Raw genomic sequence first — 22,566 nt, 5'->3', positions numbered from 1 at the left:
TTTTAAAGTCACTGATGATTCAACCTGTTTTACTCGGATCGTACTCAACGAAACCTTTTAGTACGCTATCAATTTGATCCATAATTTCAGGTTGCAATTTAACACTAGAAGCAATTACGTTTTCTCTTATTTGCTCCGGGTTTGAAGCGCCAATAATTGCAGAGGAAACAGCTGGATTTTGTAGTACCCAAGCAACTGCGAGTTGTGGTAGGGTAAGATTAGTTTCTTGCGCGATGGGATTGAGTTTCTGAATTGCAGTGAGTACATCATCACTCATCCAACGTTGCACGAGTTTGTGGAAAAATGGTTTACCAGCATCTGAATTAGCACGTGATTGAGTCGGCAAGGGTTTACCAGGTTGATATTTTCCTGAGAGAATACCTTGTGCAAGGGGAGACCAAACAACTTGACCAAGCCCCTCACGTTGACATGTTGGTATTACATCAGTTTCAATAACACGCCACAACATCGAATATTGAGGTTGGCTAGCGATAAGTGGAATGTTCAATTCTCGTGCAAGTGCTGCACCGCGGGTAATTTGTTCTGATGTCCATTCACTTACGCCTAAGTAAAGGACTTTACCTTGTCTTACAAGATCAGCAAAAGCTAACATCGTTTCCTCAAGGGGAGTTGTTGAGTCAAATCTATGTGCATAATAGACATCAATGTAGTCTGTCTGCAACCGCTGTAACGATGCATTGCAATTTTCTATAATATGTTTTCTCGATAATCCACGATCATTTTTTCCAGGTCCGGTCGGATGGCATACTTTTGTACATAGTTCTATGCTTTCTCGTCGTATACCTTTCAAAGACCGGCCAAGTACTTCCTCGGCTATCGTGTCCGAATAAACATCAGCAGTATCGAACGTTGTAATTCCGACATCCAGTGCGGCTTTCACACAATCATTTGCAATATCTTCATTTACTTTCCCGCCATGGTTTATCCAGTTCCCATATGCAATCTTACTTACTGTTAATCCACTGTTTCCTAGTTTGCTAAATTCCATTGTAGAATCCCTCCTTAAAAATGATAACTTTATTATAAGAACTGAAATGTAGTATGTATAATATATAATTAATCATAAATTTATATAAAAATTATATAAGAGGGAGTACTTAGAAGTTTATTACTAGGGAAATCTAAAGAAATTAGTACAACAAATGTAATTTATGCTTGTTCAATATGAAGTTAAGAAATGATAAATAGACCTAGAAGACAGTAATCTTTATGACAGCACATATAATTGCATTTACTCATACCATACTAGTATGGTACAATATAGTTACTTATGACGGAAAGGATTGATGGGTGGACGATGATTAACTAATCTTATTTTTAAATGTTGAAATTAAATAAATTTCAATTTCTAAAAAATAGGATTAGTCTGCCCAATTTCCATACAACGGTATTGCTATTTATGTTGTACAATAGCTTATTTGGGTATAAATATTTTAATGACTAATCCTGCCAAATTTATTTGGGAGGATTTTTTTATTCTCCCTTAATGAAAGGGATCGGTATTATGAAAGAACTTTTAAAATTAAATGATGTTTATGTTGAAATAAAGGAAAATACTTTGTTAGAGAAAATGAATGTGACAGTTAAACAAGGAGATGTTATCGGATTAATTGGTAAAAACGGTGCCGGTAAATCAACGTTACTTCAATTAATAAATGGGAAGATTGAGCCATCAAAAGGGATTGTTGAATGGCAGCAAATGAATATGACAACGGCATATGTTGAACAAGAAATAGAATCTTTTATTAGTAATGATATGATTGCAAAAGAAGCAGAACTTCTTGCGAAATGGGGCGTGCCAACGAACGATTTTCTTACTTTAAGTGGTGGTGAAAAGCTGAAAGTTCGACTAGCAAAAGGATTTGCCGAAAATCCTAATTTATTAATATTAGACGAACCGACAAATCATTTAGATGAGATGAGTACGGAATTTCTCATTAAGCAAATAAAAAATATGAAGGGTACAGTTATCGTTGTATCGCATGATCGATACTTTTTAGATGTTGTCGCAACTAGAATATGGTCAATTGAGGATAAGAAATTAATTGACCATATCGGTAATTATACGAGTTATATGAAAGCACGTGAGCATAAAAGAATGACGCAGCAACGTGAATATGAAAAACAACAAAAAAAGATAGAACAAGTAGAAACACATATAAAAGAATTAAGTTCATGGTCACAAAAGGCACACGCACAGTCTACAAAACAAGAAGGAGTTAAAGAGTTTTATCGTGTAAAAGCGAAGCGAATGGATGCGCAAGTGAAGTCAAAACGAAAACGTCTCGAAAAAGAGCTGGAGAAAACGAAAGTAGAACGTCTGAAAGAAGAGTATTCAGTGGAGTTCTCTATTCAAGCGAATAAAAAAGTAGGAAAACGCTTTTTAGAAGTAAAGAAATTAAAAAAAGACTTTCATGGAAAGACATTATTTGAAAACGTTAATTTTACAATCCAGCACGGTGAGAAGGTTGCGATTGTTGGACCAAACGGTAGCGGGAAAACAACATTACTGAAGATGATTATGGGAACGGAAACTGTACAAGGAGAAGTATGGATTTCACCATCTGCAAACATCGGTTATTTAACACAAGAAGTATTTGATTTACCACTGGATAAAACACCAGAAGATTTATTTTTTAAAGAGACATTTGAAGAAAGAGGAAAAGTCCAAAATTTAATGAAACATTTAGGATTCCAAGCTTCTCAATGGAAAGAGCCGATTGAGCATATGAGTATGGGGGAACGAGTAAAATGCAAGTTAATGGCTTATATTTTAGATGAAAAAGATGTACTTATTTTAGATGAACCGACGAATCACCTTGACCTCCCTTCACGTGAACAGCTTGAAAATACATTAGCTGAGTATAATGGAACACTCGTTATAGTTTCTCACGATCGATATTTTCTAGAGAAAACAACTAACACGAAACTCGTGTTTTCAAATAATACGATACAAAAGCAGCTAGAGGAACCTATTAAAACAAGAGATGATATTGAAGAGCTACGTTTAACGTTAGAAACAGAGCGACAAGAAGTATTAGGTAAATTAAGTTTCTTAACTTCTAACGATAAAGAATATAAAGAACTTGATGCACGTTTTATAGAACTTACGAAGCAGATTAAGGCGCTTTAATATAATTAAGGGGGATTAACATGGGAGAAGAGAGTTCGACTAATTTATTTAGAATAGACTGTGGAGATATATACTTGCAAGAGTTTACTATCAAAGATGCGGAGAGTATTTATAAAATATCGAATCAACCGGAAATAGAACAGTTTTTACCAGACTGGAAATCAACGAAAGAACAAAGGATTGACTGGGTTATTAATGATGAAATACCAGCAAATAAAGCATTTCTTAATGCAGTGAAAAATACATGTAACATAGATGATCATATATTAAAGCTAGGAATATTTAATAAAGATACAAATGAATTTATTGGATGGTGCTGCACAAGCATTAAAGAAGAACTCCCTTCACCAAATAGAGAAATAATGTATGCTATTTCAAGCGAGTATCAAAGCGATGGTTACGCTACGAAAGCGACTAAAGGGTTAATTGATTATTTGTTTAAAAATACAAATGTAGATGTCCTCAACGCAATTGCTTTAATTAACAACGTACCATCAAATAAAGTTATTGAAAAATGTGGATTTACTTATTTGAGCCAACAGACGATAGAAAACCAACTATATAATCATTATTTATTAAGCAAATCAGAGTGGATAAAAAATATTGCTCTTTAAAAGGAGTTATAATGGAATGAAATGATTTTAAAAAAGCTTAGAGCTAAAGCTCTAAGCTTTTTTATGTACTATTTACTTTTGGATTATACTTATGAATTATAAGTTATTATTCATCGTTTTGAAGTTCTATAGTTATTCTTTATAATATATTTTATGTTGCTAATAAAGAATACAAGGAATACAGCAACTTTTAATGATGATAATCGTTTCTTAAACCCACTTTTATTTATATATTTAATAGGCTTACAAGGTGTCCTGGCAACCAGAAATAAGTAGCATTGTATTTTATGCTACTATATAGATATTATAAGATGAATAATCGTTAATTATAGTTTGAAAACAGTTTTGTTATCAGTTTTTTTAGAAATCTTACAAGCGTGTAAGATAAATGAAAGATGAATCAATATGTGCTATAAGACAATTCATTTACACTATATTGTGAGAAGTGCAAATGAAGGGAGAATATAAATGGAAATTCTACATGCAAAAAGTATTAGTAAAGTATATAAAGGGAAAGTACCTTTTAAAGCATTGGTAGATATTGATTTATCAATTCAAGAAGGTGAATTTATAGGGATTATGGGGCCATCAGGGAGCGGGAAAACAACGTTATTAAATATGGTATCTACTATCGACTCTCCAACATCGGGAGAAATATTAATAAATGGTACAAATCCTTTCCAGTTGACATCAGATAATTTGGCTTTATTCCGTAGGAAACAATTAGGATTTGTTTTTCAATCATTTAATTTACTTAGCACACTTACAGTAAAGGAAAATATCGTATTGCCGATGACATTAGATGGTGTTTCTGTACAAGAAATGAACAAACGAGTTGTAGAAATTGCAGAGAAATTAAATATTACAGATATATTGAGTAAAAGAACTTTTGAAATTTCAGGGGGGCAAGCTCAAAGAACAGCAATTGCTCGTGCAATTGTTCATAAGCCGCAATTATTACTTGCAGATGAACCAACAGGGAATTTAGACTCTAAATCTTCAAATGATGTAATGGAGATGCTAGATACTTTGAATAAAGAAGAAAAAGCTACGATGATGTTAGTTACACATGATCCGTATGCAGCGAGTTTTTGCAGCAGAGTCATATTTATTAAAGATGGTCAACTATATAACGAAATTTATTGTGGTGAAAGTAGGCAAGCATTTTATCAAAAGATTATGGATGTCCTTTCTTTGTTAGGAGGGAAAAGGCATGACTTTTCGTCAGTTCGCATTTAATAATATTTTTCGTAATAAGCGTACATATGCAGCTCATTTTTTAAGTAGTGCATTTTCTATTATGATTTTCTTTACGTATGCTCTTTTATTATTTCATCCTGATTTACAAGGTGAGTTGAAATCGACAAGTGCAACAATAAGTGCATTTGGTACATTGGGATTTTCAGTTTCGCAAGGCTTGATTTTTGTATTTTCATTTTTCTTCATTCTATATTCAGTTAGTTCATTTTTAAAAACGCGTAAGAAAGAATTTGGGATATTAATGATGCAAGGTATGTCAATGAGACAGCTTAAGAAATTATTATTAATTGAAAATATGTTGATTGGACTTGGCTCAATTTGTATAGGAATTCTAATTGGACTCGTATTTTCTAAACTAGTTTTATTGATAAGCGCAAGTGTATTAATGATTAGTAATGGTTTGCCTTTTTATATACCAGTGCAGGCCGTATTATTAACAGTCATCACATTTCTTTTATTATTTTTAATTGTTTCGCTCGTTACATTTAAAATGATAAAAGTAACAGAACTTGTGGAACTTATACAAGCAGAGGAAAAGCCAAAGCCAGAACCGAAAGCATCAATTTTATTATCGCTACTTTCTTTAATTAGTATAGGGTATGGATATTTTTCAGTATTTCGCTTTATCCCAAGTACTAATTTTATTACGCTTGGAATAGGGGTGCTCCTAGTAATTATAGGAACGTACTTTTTATATACACAGTGTAGCGTTTATATATTGCACCTTGCGAAAAGGAGAGAATCTTTCTTTTTAAAGAGAACAAATATATTAACATTTTCTGAATTAATTTACCGTATGAAAGATAATGCAACGATGTTTTTTATAGTATCTATTGTTTCAGCAGTTGCATTTACAGCGATTGGTACAACAGCTGCAATTGGAAATAGGGATTTGGTAAGGATGACAAATCCCTATACATTTTTGTATGGAAGTTTTGAAAACGACAAAGTATTAAATAAAAATCTTTCTATTATAAAAAAACACCTTTCTGATGCTAATATTCCGTATCGAATGGCTTCATCTTCATATATATACACGGAAAATGGTGTAGATGTAATGAAGTTAAGTGAATATAACGATCTTGCTAAAGCACTAGGCTATCAACAAGAAACAATCGAAAAAGAAGATGAAATTTTATTAATTCCTGGAGTCGTATCACAAAAACAAGAATTTAAAAATGGCGAGTATAAAAAGAATATAGAAGTCATTCAAGGAGATTGGACAAAGACATTTCATGTGAAAAAAGCCGTAGAAAATTTAGTTTTACCACATGATTCTAGAACTATTTATATCGCTGTTAAAGATCAGGTATATGATGGAATACCTCTTACTAGTGACCCAGTTAATAAAGACATTCAATATCGTACTTACGGATTTGTTGTAGACGATTGGATGAAAACGAAGGGAATTTCAAACGAATTAATTAGTAGATTTGAGAAAGATACTAGAGTAGGTAATTTTCAATTTCGGGCTTTAACTATAGATTTGTTAAGTGCAAAGCAAACGAATGGATTATTACTTATGGCAAGTGTTTTAGTCGGAATCGTCTTCTTCACATTCGCTGCTAGTTTTATTTATTTCCGATTATATACTGATTTGGATCGCGATCAACAGCAATATAAAATGATTTCGAAAATGGGATTAAGTAAACGAGAATTAAAAAAAATTGTAACGAGACAGTTATTATTAATGTTCTTCTTACCGATTGTTGTTGCAGTGATTCATACTGTAGTCGCTTATACGGCATTACAGCAATTAGTCGATTTTTCTATAATTAATAGCTCTATCGTTATTTTAATTTCATTTATATGTATACAAGTATTATATTTCTTTATAACCCGTTGGCGTTACCTGCAAAAGCTTTATAAGGTTATGGAGCAATAGAGTTTATTAGCTTGTAAGACTACATTAAAGTATTTGGAAAAAATGAACTGTATGATGAAAGGAAACGCGATGAAAAGAACTTTAACTATTTTTATGTTAACGATACTACTATTAATAAGTTTTAGTGCATGTTCTAAAAAGGAGAATCCATTTCCTGCAAACGGTTTATTAATCATTGGAAATGAAAATAAAATTTCACCAATTATTAATCGTTATCAAGAAATTACGAAAGAAAATGAAGTGTTTTCTGTGAAAACAGGTACTTATGGAAACGGACAGGTATTAATTTTAAATGAGTCTACAGCACAAGCATTGATTAAAGCTAAAGTTTTCCGTAAACGAGATAATGGCTCCAATTTTATGCCTGTAAATACGTTACCGAAATTCCCAAAAGAGGGTTCTCTACTGTTTGCACAAGAAGACGAAAAGACTTTGAAAAGTATTAAATTAGAAGGAAAAGAGGTCCCTGTCATATACAATAGTGACGCTTGGATAGGTAACAAGCGTAATTATCCAACGCAATGGTATGTGATTGTATCCAAAAATAATATATATAAGGAAATAAAAGCAAATGAAACAAAAATGCATCTTCTTCAATTAAAAAAATCTTTAGGTGACGAAAAACCTAAAATGTCGACAGATAATACATTGGTTAATGAAAATGTAAAAGTAAGAAAGCTAATTAAAGATTTTGAGGGAGAAGTATCAGTTCAGTTTTTAACGATTGAAGAAAAATCTTAAAAAAGAGTTCAAGGTTGATAAAGTTTCTATCAACCTTGAACTCTTTTTAGTTATAGACCATTCAGATAACATAGTTTACATGACTTCATTTAATCGAGTCTCGCTCGTTTCTTCAATCGCATTTGAATGTTGAACCGAACCATTTTGAGATTCCTTTTCTTTACGAAATTTCTGTAACATTTCTAAAATCATCCATAAAGGTACACCTTTGTCTTTTAGCATTTTCCATAAGTCTAATTCGCTAAATTTATGATCCGCTTGTTTCATTTCTTGTTCAGATGTACGAATATCAAATTTGATTAGATCATTAGATTTCTTATCTTCATGCTTAGTAGAAGAGATAGTATTATGCTCAAGATTAGATGGGGTTATTTTAGAAGGTTGAGCTAATGTATGAATGTTTAATCCGACTTGCATGCTTTTTTCCTCCTTTTCAAGCAATGAAATTAGTTTTCTTATGATTTTTAAATCCATTTAACATGAGGAAACTATATTTAATTATAAATTCAAATAATCAGATTTACAAGTTGTGTTATGAAAAGTAAATGCTTACTAGAATTAATATTTATCAACATTTGTATATGTTTTCTATATATACAACGTATATAAAATACTTTACATTATGTTTAAGTTGCAAACTAATTTTGTGTTTTTTTTCAAAGATAAATGTAAACGTTTTATTGAGGGGGAGAAAGTATGGGGAAATTATTTTTAAAAGTATGTTTTTTCGCATTAGTGACTGTTTGTTCATTCGCAGCGAAAACAACTTACGCTGAAGAGAGACAACAAAATAATTATCCTATCATTTTAGTGAATGGATTTGCTGGATGGGGTAGAGAGGAAATGCTAGGGGTAAAATATTGGGGTGGTGTTCATGATATACAAGAAGATTTAAAAAGAAATGGTTATACAGTACATACTGCAGCTGTTGGACCAGTTTCTAGTAACTGGGATCGTGCATGTGAATTATATGCGCAAATTAACGGTGGAATAGTAGACTACGGTGCGGCACATGCTGAGAAACATGGACATAATCGTTTTGGTAGAACTTATAGTGGATTTGCACCGAATTGGAGTGAAACAAATAAAGTTCATTTAGTTGGGCATAGCATGGGTGGACAAACGACAAGAACATTAGTGCAGTTATTAAAAGAAGGAAGTTATGAAGAAAAAGATTATGTGAAAAATCATCCGAACACAAAGATATCACCACTATTTGAAGGTGGCAAATCGTATGTTCATAGTGTTACAACTTTAGCAACTCCTCATAACGGTACAACACTTGCGGACGGAAGTCTTCTGTTGCCGTTCGTTAAAGATTTACTCATTACAGCTGCAAGTTTAGGTGGAAACAATAATTTATCATTATATGATTTTAAATTGGATCAATGGGGTATAAAAAAGAATGCCGGAGAGTCCTTTTTCCAATATACTGATCGTATTTTAAATAGTTCAATTTGGGAAAATACAAAAGATATAAGTCAATGGGATTTAAGTACTGATGGAGCAAAGGAGTTAAATAATTGGGTAAAGACGCAATCGGATGTATATTACTTATCTTATAGTGGACATGCATCGCAAGCAGCACCAATAACAGGTTTACATTTACCTCATATAACGATGAATAAAGTGTTAATGGGTAATGCATTTTTCTTAGGTTCCTATGCAAGATATGAAGAGAATCGAACATTAATAGATACTTCTTGGTGGCAAAATGACGGTGTAGTAAATACAAATTCTATGATTGCGCCTTCGTCTAATATTGCTGCAAATGATAATGAGTCTTTACAGGTTGGAAAATGGAATCATATCGAAACGAAAGCAAATTGGGACCATCTTGATATGGTAGGATTAAGCGTTTCAGACACGTTAGGTTTTTCTAATATTCAAGAGTTTTATAAAACAATTGCAGAAAAATTATCACGCTTACCGAAATAGATAATAATAAAGCGCTCTCGATGGAATTCGAGGGCGCTTTATATTATATTGAAAGAGGGATTTGGTAGAAAAATATGGGGGGATATTATGAAAATTCAAGTGGTATTATCAGGGTATGGGACAGTTGGTAAAGAATTTATTAAATTATTAAACGAAAAATATTTATATATAAATAAAACATATGGAATTGAGTTAGTTGTTAGTGGAGTGATAGGAAGAAATATTGCAATACATAACGGGAAAGGTTTGCAGATTAATGATTTATTGACGTATGGTGATGGTTCTGCTGCAATTGAAAAATATATCGAACATTATCCAGAGGAACGCGGAACGATTAATATAAATGGTACTGTATTGGTTGAATCAACTGCTACAAATCTTAAAAATGGAAATCCAGGGAAACAGTATATGAAACAAGCTATTGAAAATCAAATGGATATAGTAGCTATTTCAAAAGGTGCACTTGTTACAGCTTGGAGTGAACTGAATACGGCAGCACGTATTTCAGGCTCACGCATTCGATATAGCGGTGCAACTGCCGCGGCGTTACCGACATTAGACATTGGACAACTAAGTTTAGCAGGTTGCCATATTGAAAAAATAGAAGGAATATTGAACGGGACAACAAATTATATTCTTACAAAGATGCATGAAGAATATAAGACGTTTGAAGAAGCATTGCAAGAAGCACAAAATAAAGGAATTGCGGAGACTAACCCGTTATTAGATATAAGCGGGATGGATAGCGCTTGTAAATTATTACTTTTGACGAATAGTTTAATGGGAAACGATTATTCACTCAAAGATATAAAAATAAACGGAATAGAGCACGTTACAACGCAACAAATTCAAAATGCAAAGGAACAAAATAAATCAATTAAATTAATTGCATCAGCATATAAAGATGATAATGGAAAAGTAAACCTTAGTGTACAACCTTGTAATTTAGAGAAAGAACATCCGTTAGCAAATATAAATGGCACGGAAAAAGGAATTACGTTCTTTACAGATACAATGGGACAAGTCACTACAATTGGTGGAGCTTCTAATCCACGCGGAGCTGCAGCTGCTGCTTTAAAAGATGTAATCAATTTATATCGAAATGATTTATAGGCTTTATAACCGTACCGCTATTAATAAAAAATACATATGTAGTGGACCTTTTGAGAATGAAATAAATATGCAAAAATAATTGCAGGGGGTAAGAAATTGTTTAAAGATTTTAAAGTTGTAAAAGATCGTCCCGTTTATATTCAATTAAAGGATTATTTAAAAAAGATGATTATGAAAGGGCATTTGTTGGGGGACCAAAAAATCCCATCAACAAGGGAACTAAGTGAATTATTATCAGTGAGCAGAAATACAGTACTCTCTGCATATGCGGATTTAGAACAAGAAGGACTCATTTATGCAGTTAAAGGAAAAGGAAATTTCGTTGCGAAGGTGGATATAAGTAACACCTCGTCTGTTGAAATAGATTGGAAAAATAAACTTAATACAGTTACCACATTAGCGGATGAATTAGACTTAATGAAGCATGGAGTTCGCTGGGAAAAAGGAATGATTGTTTTTAATAGTATAGCCCCGGACGAAAAGCTATTTGATGTTGAAAATTTCAAAAGAGCTTTTCTTACTCGTATGTCCATTGAAGGGGATATCGTATTGAACTACGGATATGCAAAAGGTTATAGACCGTTAATGAATTATTTACTTCATTACATGGAAATGAAAGGTGTAGATATTTCGAACAAAGATATTCTAATTACAAATGGATTTACAGAAGGATTAGATATTGTGTTATCTTCTTTATCGAAGAAATCAGGGCGTGTTATTTGTGAGAACCCAACTCACCATGCTGCATTGAAGCTTTTTCGTTTACATGGACTTGAAGTTCATGGAATTAATATGAATGATGATGGTATTGATACGAATGAAGTAGAAAAAAGTTTGCGTGAAAAGGATTTTGATTTCGCGTATTTAATCCCTTCTTATCATAATCCAACTGGTATTGTTACGAGTTCGGAGAAAAGAACGGAATTGATGAGGTTATTTTCAAAATACAAGATCCCTATTATAGAGGATGGGTTTAATGAAGAATTACGTTATTCGGGTTCACATTTATCGCCATTATTAACTTTTGCAGGGGCTGGTAATAATGTGATTTATATTAGTAGCTTTTCAAAGGTACTTTTCCCTGGTTTACGTGTAGGTTGGATCATTGCAGATAAAGAACTGATACATTATTTAGAAAGTGTTAAAAGAGCCAGAACCATTCACACATCTACGTTAGATCAAGCTGTTCTGTTTCAATATTTACATGAAGGATATTTTGAAAAATATTTAAAAAAAGCAAGATCTGTTTATAAGAAAAAATATGAGTTAGCTGTTGGGGCGTGTAATCAGTACATTCCGTTTAAAAGAATGACTGGAGACGGTGGACTTCATTTGTTTATAGAGTTGGAAGAAAAAATTCAAGCCCGCACACTTTTACAAAAGTGTTATGAGAAAGGAGTTACGTTTTCTCCTGGAGATGTTTTTTACTCTGATGGAGGAGGAGCGAACACATTCCGATTAGGATTTTCACGTTTGAAAGAACAGGAAATTGTTAGCGGGATTCAAATAATTGGTGAAACTTTAAAAAATGAAACTTGGAGTTGAGAAAATGAGAATTGGCGTTATTATGGGAGGAGTATCCTCTGAAAAACAAGTATCAATTATGACTGGGAATGAAATGATTGCACATTTAGATAAGAGTAAATATGAAATCGTTCCAATTACGTTAAATGAAAAAATGGATTTAATTGAAAAAGCGAAAGACATTGATTTTGCATTGCTAGCATTACACGGAAAGTACGGAGAAGATGGTACAGTTCAAGGGACGCTAGAGAGTTTAGGTATTCCTTATAGCGGTAGCAATATGTTATCTAGCGGTATATGTATGGACAAAAATATTTCGAAAAAGATTTTGCGTTATGAAGGAGTAGAAACACCAGATTGGATTGAACTTACAAAAATGGAGGATCTAAAGCTTGAGGAGTTAGATAAATTAGGATTTCCGTTAGTGGTAAAACCAAACTCTGGCGGCTCAAGTGTTGGAGTTAAGATTGTCTATGATAAAAATGAATTAATCTCTATGCTGGAAACTGTATTCGAATGGGATTCTGAAGTAGTAATTGAGAAGTATATAAAAGGTGACGAGATTACATGTTCAATTTTTGATGGGCAACAGTTACCTATCATTTCGATTCGACATGCTGCTGTGTTCTTTGACTACAATGCAAAATATGATGATACTAGTACAGTTGAAGAAGTTATCGAACTTCCAGCTGAAATAAAGGAACGTGTAAATAAAGCGTCACTGGCTTGTTATAAAGCATTAAAATGTAGTGTTTATGCAAGGGTTGATATGATGGTGAAGGAAGGAATTCCATATGTAATGGAAGTTAATACATTACCAGGGATGACACAATCAAGTTTACTGCCAAAAAGTGCGGAAGCAGCGGGAATTAATTATAGCAAACTATTAGATATGATAATTGAAACTTCATTAAAAGTAAGGAAAGAAGAAGGTTTTTAAGGTAGTTATATAATTAATTCTTTTGACAGTTCCACGAATTATGCTATGATAATTACAATACGACAACTAAATATTTGTCCACTAGGGGGGCCTTTTATAGGCTGAGATCAGATGAAATTTTGAGACTCTTAGTACCTGATCTGGTTAATGCCAGCGTAGGGAAGTGGGAAAGACGTTGCTATTTAACGAATAAATACTGTCAATTTCACTTTCTTTACGCCTGTAAAGAAAGTTTTTTTATTTTACAGCTTTAATAATCGTGGATAAATACGTATATTTTTTACATTATTTGGAGGTAATTAAATGACTTTTTCACAATCATTACGTAAAGAAGTAGATTCAATTTGGGAAGCAAGTTTTAACCATCCTTTTGTAAAAAAACTAGGCGAAGGAACATTAGATTTAGCTAGTTTTCGATATTATGTGCTTCAAGATTCTTATTATTTGAGTCATTTTGCTAGAGTACAAACGTTAGGTGCTGCAAAGGCTCTTGAATTAGAAACGACAGCTCGTATGGCACACCATGCACAAAATACGTATGAAGCTGAGTTATCATTACATGAGAATTTCGCAAAGAAATTAGGGATTACAAAAGAAGAAAAAGATAATTTTATTCCTGCGCCAACTGCATATGCATATACATCTCATATGTATCGTGCAGCTTATGAAGGGCATTTAGGAGATATTATTGCGGCTATTTTACCTTGTTATTGGTTATATTATGAAATCGGTGAACGATTAAAAGAATGTCAACCAGAAGAGCCAATTTATCAAGAATGGATTTCTGCATATGGATCCGATTGGTTCCGTACTCTAGTAGAAGAGCAAATCACACGATTAGATACGATCGCTGAAAAAGTAACAGAGGCAGACCGTAATCGTATGAGACAACATTTTATTTTTAGTAGTCAATATGAATATTCATTTTGGGAAATGGCATATACATTAGAAAAATGGCCGGTGAATGAAGAAGTTAAAGGTGTTATTTAATTAAGAGTGTATAAAGGGTATCGCTATATAAAGAGGCGATACCTTTTATTATATTTAGTTTCTGTAATTTTTTTGTAAATCATAGATAAAAAATATAATAATTCATTATAATGATTTTATAATATAAAGTCCCATAAGGAGGTAGTTATATGTTAATAGTTACTTTATATTAATTTGATTTTAATAATGTTTTATTTGTATAACCAAATGTAATTTAGCTATTTCCTTTAATGTGCTTGGTTAAAAATTGATTCGTTAATGCTTAAAAAATTGGTATCTTTTCTAGTATTACTCATGATCAACATAAATTAAGAGAGGAAGTATTAATAATATGGAAAAATTACAGTTATTAGCATTTAAAAATATAGTAGAACCCCTCTATAATGAGAAAGTATCGTATATTTATTTTCCTATTGAATGGCTTGAGATTGTAGAGATACATTATAGAACATTTTTATTAACGAGCAAATTAAAACTTGTAAATGAAAGATTGTATGAAATGTTTTCTGATATATTATTCATTCAGCATAATCCATATATATTAAAGGAAGATACGCCCTGGATTGTAGCAAAAGAACCAATGAAACAAGAACAGTTAGACTATATTTTCCAAAGCTGGTATGAGGTTATTCATGATTGGAAACCTAATAAATTAATAGATCCACCACATTTAGAATGGCAGTATGATTTAATTAGTAATTTACCAGCATTACATGATAAAAAAACGTTTTCTAAATGGGTACCAGCTCTAATTACTCATATTTTTTGCGAACAGCCTTTACGTATGGAAAATAAAAATGAGGAAGAAATATATTTTTCACCACTGCGATCACAACATGTTTCTGAAGCGATGTCTGAGCCAATTAAAGATGAAGAAACACATGATTATTTCTCTTATGTATATCGGTTTGAATACGTAACTCGTGGAGGTGAGAATATTCCGCTATTAAAAGTATCTGTAGGGATTAGGAGGTTTTATCAACAATATAATCATAAAGATATCCCTATACTTTTAGGGCGAAAGCGGAGCCAAATACTGATTTCAACTCCTGAATTTGAATCAAATAATAAAAAGCAAAGATTTGTAAAGTTAAAAGTACAACAAGCTGTAAAAGGAATAAAGTGGATTAAACGTTTTAGAAATTTAAAAGATGATTATAGGATAGGGGGAGAAGTTAAATTAGAGAACATTCTCCAATGTCCGAAAGAGTATATTAGAGGAACAAAGATAAGAGTGCTTCTTCCATATAACGAAAATATATATAAAGTTCAAGGAACAAAAATAAAATTTGGTATAAAAGTAAGAGAAAAAGAGGAACTTTTTAATGAATTCCAACGAATATGCCCATATTTCACGTTACTTCCAGAATGTGAAAATGTATTAACTAATAATGAGAATGAGTTATTACCTTTATTTGCCCCAAAGGGATTAGACTCAATTACGTTAGAAGTATGGTCAGATGATATAGTAATAGAGATAGAACAAGCGTTATTAGATAGCAAAATAGTTTTAGCTCAAAACGGAGATTCCTCCTATGTATTAAATGCAGACAATCCGGTGTTGTTAAAAATAGTAAGATATAACATTAGGAAATTGTTACAAAATCCATATAGAATGCAATATAGCCATAAAAACAAAAAGAAACTAGTAGACGATGTCGTAAAAGCTGTACATGCTACGGCAGGTGAGCAAAATGAAATGAAATTAGCATTAATTGCAATAAAAAATTGTGATGGTCGCGAAAAAATTAATCCAAAGCAAATTATTCGGGAAGGATTCGCTCAAACGGAACGTATTTCAGCATTTATTAATTTATTTATCGGACAAAGTGTATCTAAAAAAGAAATTATTAATGCCATTCTTAGTTTGTTAGAACAAAAGGGGTTCTTAAAGTGTAGTTGGAATAAGATAAAATTACCGGGGATAATTGTAAATTTATCAATTGAGAAAATGTCTAAATATGATTTCTTACCTATTTTTTCAAAAATAAATGGGAGAGAAATATTATATAAATTATATGGTCAAGAAGAATGGGGCACAATTGATCATACTTTATTAAATATAGGTAATAATAAAGTGTTTTTACCACAACCATCAAAAAGGAATGATATAGGAGTCAGTTTTAAACAATTTATGTCAGAAACATTAGTTGAAATTTCACAAGATGCACATAAACAAAATAAAGAAGTTTATTTTATTGTAGATGCCAATATGAGGAAATATTGGATAGAGGAATTGCAAAATAAAAGCGTTAATATTGGGGTTTCACCTGAAATAATCTCAAATTTAAAAGAGGATATAAACATAATTAGAATTAATACTAACTCAGATGTACCGAACTATATTGTTAGAGACCAAGAACATGTTATGAATGAAACGAGATTATTTGTAGATCAAATGGGAATTTACTATAGCACGGCTGCATACGAATTAGATTGTAATGAGATAGTACAGCAGTACATACTCGAAGTTATCCCGCTTGGTGTAAAATCTGAAGAGAGAGAAGAAATCGCCAAAATGATACATTACATGTGCTGTAAATCAACCTTGCTCTCAGAACAAAATACTCATAATACGTATGTAATGCATATGGTTAAATTAATTAAAAATTATACTACCGATATTGATTCAAGGGAGTTTAAAGAATTCAATGACGAATTAGATGAAGATGTAATAATTTTAGAAAAAGAAGATACATTGATATTAATATAAATAATAGTGTACAAATCCTGCTAGTAATAATGAGCAGGATTTGTCATTTTTTCATGTAAATAAGGCTATCCTTTGTCATGTATCTTTTCTTTTACGTATTTACTTTATTTACATACAGGATTAAGATGTTTTTTAGAAATACAAAAACTACATCATATGGAAAAGCGATTTTTATTAATTGAAAAGAAAATTTGAAAGGAATGGGGAATTGTGAAGAAATTAGATGTATTATTAATGCTACTGAGCGGCCTCTTTCCAATTGCAGGAATGTTAAAGCAAATCCCTCTTGAACAATCTTTATTTATTGGAGGACTTTTATTTTTTACTAGTTTCGGTAGTTACTTTGCGAAAAAGATATATTCACGTATATGTAGCTGGATAGCGTATGCACCATTTATAACATTACTGTTAGTCATTTGGAATCAGGATATTTCAATAAGTTCAATAATAGCGAACGCGAAAATCGCCGCTTGCATTGCGTTAATTCCGTGTTTATTCCGGTTTCGTACATACGGGCTTACTTTGGGCTTATTCTCATTATGGACCGCCTTACTATGGGATATAAAAGAAGTACAGTCGTTAGTCATACTTGAGCGTATGACTAGTTTAATGACAAGCCATTACTTATATATTCTCCTTTTAGTTGGAGGACTTATATTAGGTGGATTACTTGCGATGTTATTACATCGAAAAGAAAAAGATAATAAAGTTGAAAATACAAATATATTTAAACAAAAAAAGAAACGCAACAAACCAACATTTAAAATTCGTATTCCTAGATTACCAAAGTTTAAGATAAAATTATTAAAGTTTGGTGGGAAATCTTCTAAACGAAAAACACCAGAAACAATTTATGAGCGTAATTATGATGAACCGGCTCAATCAAATCAAATGATAGAGCAAGAACCGCAATATAAAGTAGAAGCTATCCAAGGACAAACAAGGATGGAACGTCGAAGAAATAGGCATAATGCATAGTAAAATTAGTTAACCCCTTAATGATTTATCGTAGAATTGATAAATCATTAAGGGGTTTTATATATTCCTCTGTGTGCTTTTTTATCTCTCACATGTTTATTAGCAATTATCCAGTGAAATATATAAACTACTAGTAGTTACATAATACATTTTAGTAATGAGAAGAAATTAATACTTAACAAATCTTTATGTATGGCGGTTTCTGGGTAATCAGAAACTGCCTATTTTATATGGTTGCAAACATCGACTATTTGGAAAATCCCTTTGTTTTATTTGATGGAGATATAGTACCGCATATTGGTCATTCTTATTTAGGGCTATTTATTTCGATGAAGAGGATAGAGTGATTCGAAGCAGTCAAAAAAGAGCGTATGAAATATAAATAAAAAAGGACAAGCAGTCGTACCTACTGTCCATTAAAGGAGAAAAACATTTTGGTTTAGAACTACGAATAAACAGAAAATCTGCTTGTAATTATTGTTAACCTAAGTGTATTTATCTATACAATAAAAAAGGGATAAGTAAAATATACTTATCCCAAGAAAGGAAATTCAAAACACCAAAATGGCTCGTATTGGTCTACAGGTTCAAAACTAGTATATGTAAAATATAAAATCTCATACACAAAGCAGACAGCAATTTTAGTTGTCTGCCAGTTAGTCGAATGAGTTAGTCAATTGTGATAATTTGCTTTCCCATTACAAGAAGAGTGAAGTTGATAGTTCAAACAGCTTGTAGGTAGTGTTTACGATGTTTTTAAAAATATACAGAGAAAGCAGATAAGTGAAGAACCTATCTGCTTCGCTGTAACAAAAGAAAGAAGTACCAGCCGTGGATACAGCGGCTTGAAAATAGTATGTATTGTTTTTTTGAAAAGTATTCAAGGAGTGAAGTCTGGTGGAATATATTCTATATGGTGTATATGAAATCACTCAGTTAATCAGTGAAGCAAAGGGGAAAAAAATAATGAATATCACACAATTACGTGGAATATAAAAGAGGCTAACTAATCGAAAGCACTAAATATGGCGATCAAGGTAGCCTTGTAGATGAATGATATGAGACTAATAAAAGAATAACGAACTCAAGTCACATACGAAATTGACGATATCATCGAGCGAAAAGATAGACGTTGTTATTACAGTCATTCAGCTAATGAATAAAGCGTGCCCAACTGGTGAAGAGTTACACCAGTTGGATAGATCCCTTGATATACAACCGAAAAAAAGAGGTGGACAAGAAAAAATACCGATTTGGGAAGATAAAGAAGAAGTGGACAAGTGAAGGGAAACGGTATGAGAGAAATTAAATAGGATGAAGAAAATGCCTGAAACCGTTGACGTGAAAGTTATGTCGGATGATGAGTTTCTAAAGAAATATAAGGGCACATTTAAAAAGGAAAGACACCAATTCAAAAACTACTATAAAGATTGCAAGCAGAAACATAACGGTTTGTTATAGAAATTTCATTTTGGTCAGATAGATTTTTGTTTGGAGTTTTAAGACTGTTGCATTTTTTTTATTTTTTTTGTTCCCAAAACACAACTAATAATTGCAAGTAATGCACTTGAGGAGATGAAATTTACGGTCCAATAAATTCCTGTTCCAGTAATTAAGTCGATAATTACAAATTTTTTAATTGCCGAACTTTTTATTGTATGAAAAACAAATTGATTGTTATTGTTATCCAATGTTGTCACGTCCCTTATCTTTTTTAAAACATATGACAAGGTATGCTTGTTCTAGTCATTTAATCTCAAGAGAATGATAAAGAACCATAAAAAGAACAGCTAGCAAAAGCTAGCTGTTTCATAAATCAAAAACAAAAAATCAGATTGGTTTTGAAAAATGATTGAGACGAATTATTTAAAATGTTGTAGAGAATTTAGTAAGTCATTATGGATACGTAATAAGATTTGGATATCTTCTTCAGACAGTTGTTCTAGTGCTAGTTCCATTGCTTTATAAGAAGTAGAGTTTTCAATGGATCTCTTAGATATTTCTTGTCCTTTTGTTGTTACTTTTAATTGTATTTCTCTACGATCTTCATGTGATTGTTTTCGCTCAATTAATTCTAAATTAACTAACTCATCTACATTTACACTCATTGTGCTTTTAGGAACTGAAAGGCGTTCTGAGATATCTTTAAGAGTAGTATTAGGAGTTGCATAAATTGAATTTAAGATGCCCATTTGTTGAACTGTTAATCCTAACGTAGAAGCGTTTTGATGAGTAAACTTTATAATTTCTTTGTTTATTTTTACAAATGAATGGACAATTTCACTGGCTTGTTTGATACCTTGTTTATGTAGACTCAAAGTAATAACTTCCTTTCATTTTAAAATAATTCAAAATAAAATTGTAGGGAAAGTCAATAAACGATATTGATAAAAAACCTAATAAAAAATTCATTTTGTAGAAATAAAAAAAGGTGATGAACGTCGCATCACCTTTTGATAAAGCAGAGCACTTTCAAAAATAAAGTATTCAAAATTAAAACAGAAGTTATCATAAATTTCTTTAATCTTTGACTTGAAACTTATCTTTAATATTAATAAATAATAAAAATAATATTATGGCAGATATTAAATTAGACAAGTAGAAATCTTGGTGGAACAGTAGTTCAAAGATGACATCGAAAGTGTATAATAAAGCAACAGCAGGTAATATGCAAATGAACATAAATCTCCAATTTTTTAAATAATGTTTGTAATAAGTATGTACTTTCTCCATAGATATTGCTCCTATAATTTTTATTTTCTATATAAATATACATTTAAATAAAAGAATTTACAAAGCGTTTTAAAAATAAATAAAAAATATCGTGAAAGTGATGTGTAATAGAAGAAGTGTACTGAAATGTTAACATCTATACGAAATAAACATAAATTAACGCTAATATATCACTGTACTAATATGAAATTATAATTAGATATAATCTATAAAAAACTTTAAAACACCGTTACTAAAATGATACACTATAATCTACGTTATTTTAGTAATGAATAGAGGGATTTACATGATAGATAAAATCAAAAATGTTGTAGAGGATATGTACGAAGATGAAGCAAAACATTTACTGCAAAGCATTCTTATACAATTAGATTTATTAGAAGAGAACTATAGTGAAGATACGATTAAACACTTGATAAGTATACCTAAGCAACTAACGAGTAATACATCTTATAAAAAGAATGTAAAAGAAAGTACACACATTCATATCGCTTTTGATGATTCAACAACTGGGTGTTTAAAATATATGTTAAGTCAAGAAGAACTATTTGAGGAGAGTGTTGTTGCATTCTCTGAATTCTTTTCAATTGGACCGATTAATCAATTACATACGAATAAAGGGCAACTCGCAAGACAGCAATGGTTATTAAACAACTTAACTTCTTATGATAGTTATTTTGAAGAAGAATATTTACCAAAATTTATGGAAACTTTAGAAGAGCTACATTCTATTCCTAATGAAACACCGATTACCATTTGGAAGGCAGATAACGCACATGAACATGTAGGCCTTTGTTTTGTAATGGCGCAATTAAAAGGCAAGAAAAATATTCGAATCATTAATACATCTGAAATGAGTAGAGAAATATTAAACCAAGAGTATGATATACGTGGAACGGGAGAATTATCGCCCGAAAGTTTAGCTACTTTCCAAAATAGTTTTGCAGAATCACCGTTTTTAACTAAAAAAAGTAGAGTGAATCTTGAACACGAGTGGGATAGTTTATCGAATAGCATGGAATTTTTAAGAGTTTGGAAAGACAATGAAGTGCATTCTGTACAAGAAGAATATTTTGACCAATTCATTATTGAGTGTGCGAAAAAAGTAGGTGCTGATAAAGACTTCCTTAAAGCTCCGAGAGTAATTGGTGAAGCACTTGGCCTTGTAGAGCAATTAGTTGGGGATACTTTCTTAGAGTATCGCTTGAAAGTATTAATTAAACAAGAGGTATTTGAATTTGAAGGTTTATTAGAGGAAATGCGTTTTTATAGTGTGAAGTTGAAAAAATAATAATATATTCCGTTTATAAAAAAGCTCGTATTTTTGAAAAAAAGATACGAGCTTTATTTTTTTAGTTTAATTTGGGCTATACATAAGCTTCCGATAGGTGTCATATCACATATGAATGTTAAAGGTAATGAATGAAAAGAAGGTGATTTGTTAATATGTATAACGAACAAAATTATCCATATGATCAAACGATGTATTATAATCCACAACAATACGGATATGAACCTGATATCGAAGTTAGAGAGGTTGAACTAGAAGATTATAGACCAGATGATGCGGAAGATGCTCCAACGTCACCACCACCGTCACAAGCTCCGTCTTTACCATCCACATTTGCTTCTCCAGCACAAGCAGGGAATATGAAATCATGGATGTGTAACTGTCTAGGAAGATGGGGCTATTTACGTTTGCATCGTCCTGGACCTTTCGGAAGAGACTTATGGTTTTTTCCGACAGAAGTAAGAAGAAGTGGGGTATCCGGCTACACTTGGCAAGCTGGTCGCCGCCGTAAAGTAAGTTATCGATATCAACAAATTAGTAATTTTATGTGCTTTGCATAATGGGAAGTGAGAGGGTAGAATGATTTTACTCTCTCACTTTTTTATTTTTCAATATTAGAAGTAAGATTTTAATTGAAAATTTACAATTTTTCAGTTCTTATTGAAGTATAATTCAAATATTGGGTTGATTTT

Annotated in this window: 21 protein-coding genes and 1 riboswitch; of the genes, 16 read left to right on the top strand and 5 right to left on the bottom strand. The window is 31.8% G+C overall.

What is annotated here, in order from left to right:
* Positions 1-19 precede the first annotated feature (19 nt).
* Positions 20-1,009, bottom strand: a complete 990-nt coding sequence (locus LCF45_RS13320; RefSeq protein ID WP_002168252.1) for an aldo/keto reductase family protein — start codon at positions 1,007-1,009, stop codon at positions 20-22.
* A 516-nt stretch (positions 1,010-1,525) separates the two neighbouring features.
* Between LCF45_RS13320 and abc-f the strand changes: the two genes are divergently transcribed.
* The 5 genes from abc-f (at position 1,526) to LCF45_RS13295 (ending at position 7,654) form a co-directional block, all read left to right on the top strand.
* Entirely contained in the window at positions 1,526-3,154 is a 1,629-nt protein-coding gene (abc-f, locus tag LCF45_RS13315; protein ID WP_087996279.1) for a ribosomal protection-like ABC-F family protein, read from the top strand.
* Between the two features lie 20 nt (positions 3,155-3,174).
* Positions 3,175-3,768 carry a GNAT family N-acetyltransferase gene (locus tag LCF45_RS13310; protein ID WP_078206759.1) on the top strand — a complete coding sequence of 198 codons (594 nt, stop codon included), beginning with the start codon at positions 3,175-3,177 and terminating at the stop codon, positions 3,766-3,768.
* Between the two features lie 468 nt (positions 3,769-4,236).
* Entirely contained in the window at positions 4,237-5,007 is a 771-nt protein-coding gene (locus LCF45_RS13305; RefSeq protein WP_002127673.1) for an ABC transporter ATP-binding protein, read from the top strand.
* A complete protein-coding gene (locus LCF45_RS13300; RefSeq protein ID WP_002168255.1) occupies positions 4,982-6,913 on the top strand; it encodes an ABC transporter permease in 1,932 nt (643 codons plus the stop codon). Before LCF45_RS13305 ends, LCF45_RS13300 begins: the two co-directional genes overlap by 26 nt.
* 69 nt (positions 6,914-6,982) lie before the next feature.
* Positions 6,983-7,654 carry a lipoprotein BA_5634 family protein gene (locus LCF45_RS13295; protein WP_002127671.1) on the top strand — a complete coding sequence of 224 codons (672 nt, stop codon included), beginning with the start codon at positions 6,983-6,985 and terminating at the stop codon, positions 7,652-7,654.
* A 75-nt stretch (positions 7,655-7,729) separates the two neighbouring features.
* Here LCF45_RS13295 and LCF45_RS13290 read toward each other — a convergent pair whose 3' ends face one another.
* Positions 7,730-8,071 (bottom strand): DUF3914 domain-containing protein, encoded by a 342-nt coding sequence (locus LCF45_RS13290; RefSeq protein ID WP_002127670.1) that lies wholly within the window; start codon positions 8,069-8,071, stop codon positions 7,730-7,732.
* A gap of 279 nt (positions 8,072-8,350) precedes the next feature.
* Here LCF45_RS13290 and LCF45_RS13285 point away from each other — a divergent pair, with 279 nt between their 5' ends.
* The 9 genes from LCF45_RS13285 to LCF45_RS13245 all read left to right on the top strand — a co-directional run bounded on the left by LCF45_RS13285 (position 8,351) and on the right by LCF45_RS13245 (position 19,311).
* A complete protein-coding gene (locus LCF45_RS13285; protein WP_263894881.1) occupies positions 8,351-9,592 on the top strand; it encodes an esterase/lipase family protein in 1,242 nt (413 codons plus the stop codon).
* 87 nt (positions 9,593-9,679) lie between these two features.
* A complete protein-coding gene (locus LCF45_RS13280; RefSeq protein WP_263894880.1) occupies positions 9,680-10,705 on the top strand; it encodes a homoserine dehydrogenase in 1,026 nt (341 codons plus the stop codon).
* A gap of 96 nt (positions 10,706-10,801) precedes the next feature.
* On the top strand, positions 10,802-12,250 hold the full coding sequence (locus LCF45_RS13275) for a MocR-like pyridoxine biosynthesis transcription factor PdxR (protein ID WP_002185703.1): 1,449 nt from the start codon (positions 10,802-10,804) through the stop codon (positions 12,248-12,250).
* Positions 12,251-12,254: 4 nt separating this feature from the next.
* The gene (ddlB, locus tag LCF45_RS13270) at positions 12,255-13,169 is read left to right on the top strand and encodes a D-alanine--D-alanine ligase (protein ID WP_002013134.1); all 915 of its coding nucleotides are present in this window, start codon (positions 12,255-12,257) and stop codon (positions 13,167-13,169) included.
* A gap of 73 nt (positions 13,170-13,242) precedes the next feature.
* A riboswitch (TPP riboswitch) is annotated at positions 13,243-13,348 on the top strand.
* A gap of 124 nt (positions 13,349-13,472) precedes the next feature.
* Positions 13,473-14,159: a thiaminase II gene (gene tenA / locus LCF45_RS13265; RefSeq protein ID WP_002032475.1), complete on the top strand. Its 687-nt coding sequence runs from the start codon at positions 13,473-13,475 to the stop codon at positions 14,157-14,159.
* A 331-nt stretch (positions 14,160-14,490) separates the two neighbouring features.
* A complete protein-coding gene (locus LCF45_RS13260) occupies positions 14,491-16,872 on the top strand; it encodes a pPIWI_RE module domain-containing protein (RefSeq protein WP_002127661.1) in 2,382 nt (793 codons plus the stop codon).
* 210 nt (positions 16,873-17,082) lie between these two features.
* Complete coding sequence (locus tag LCF45_RS13255; protein ID WP_002013140.1) at positions 17,083-17,850, top strand: DUF3959 family protein; 768 nt, start codon at positions 17,083-17,085, stop codon at positions 17,848-17,850.
* A gap of 1,101 nt (positions 17,851-18,951) precedes the next feature.
* A complete protein-coding gene (locus tag LCF45_RS13250; RefSeq protein WP_033708104.1) occupies positions 18,952-19,134 on the top strand; it encodes a hypothetical protein in 183 nt (60 codons plus the stop codon).
* A gap of 39 nt (positions 19,135-19,173) precedes the next feature.
* Positions 19,174-19,311, top strand: coding sequence for a hypothetical protein (locus tag LCF45_RS13245; protein WP_002127659.1), 138 nt, complete (start codon positions 19,174-19,176; stop codon positions 19,309-19,311).
* A gap of 38 nt (positions 19,312-19,349) precedes the next feature.
* Here LCF45_RS13245 and LCF45_RS13240 read toward each other — a convergent pair whose 3' ends face one another.
* From LCF45_RS13240 to LCF45_RS13230, 3 genes are all read right to left on the bottom strand, one after another.
* The gene (locus LCF45_RS13240; protein ID WP_000369808.1) at positions 19,350-19,541 is read right to left on the bottom strand and encodes a hypothetical protein; all 192 of its coding nucleotides are present in this window, start codon (positions 19,539-19,541) and stop codon (positions 19,350-19,352) included.
* Between the two features lie 171 nt (positions 19,542-19,712).
* Entirely contained in the window at positions 19,713-20,168 is a 456-nt protein-coding gene (locus tag LCF45_RS13235) for a MarR family winged helix-turn-helix transcriptional regulator (RefSeq protein WP_078203305.1), read from the bottom strand.
* A 202-nt stretch (positions 20,169-20,370) separates the two neighbouring features.
* On the bottom strand, positions 20,371-20,583 hold the full coding sequence (locus LCF45_RS13230) for a hypothetical protein (RefSeq protein ID WP_002127657.1): 213 nt from the start codon (positions 20,581-20,583) through the stop codon (positions 20,371-20,373).
* A 286-nt stretch (positions 20,584-20,869) separates the two neighbouring features.
* Here LCF45_RS13230 and LCF45_RS13225 point away from each other — a divergent pair, with 286 nt between their 5' ends.
* Together LCF45_RS13225 and LCF45_RS13220 are read left to right on the top strand one after the other, a co-directional pair.
* The gene (locus LCF45_RS13225; protein ID WP_002013147.1) at positions 20,870-21,874 is read left to right on the top strand and encodes a DUF1835 domain-containing protein; all 1,005 of its coding nucleotides are present in this window, start codon (positions 20,870-20,872) and stop codon (positions 21,872-21,874) included.
* A gap of 155 nt (positions 21,875-22,029) precedes the next feature.
* Positions 22,030-22,434, top strand: coding sequence for a hypothetical protein (locus tag LCF45_RS13220; RefSeq protein ID WP_002127656.1), 405 nt, complete (start codon positions 22,030-22,032; stop codon positions 22,432-22,434).
* Positions 22,435-22,566: the final 132 nt, after the last annotated feature.

This window comes from Bacillus sp. 41-22, assembly GCF_025809295.1.
Taxonomy (GTDB): Bacteria; Bacillota; Bacilli; order Bacillales; family Bacillaceae_G; genus Bacillus_A; species Bacillus_A mycoides.
The sequence above is the reverse complement of the archived record's forward strand: the minus strand, read 5'-3'. Positions and strand labels throughout refer to the sequence as shown.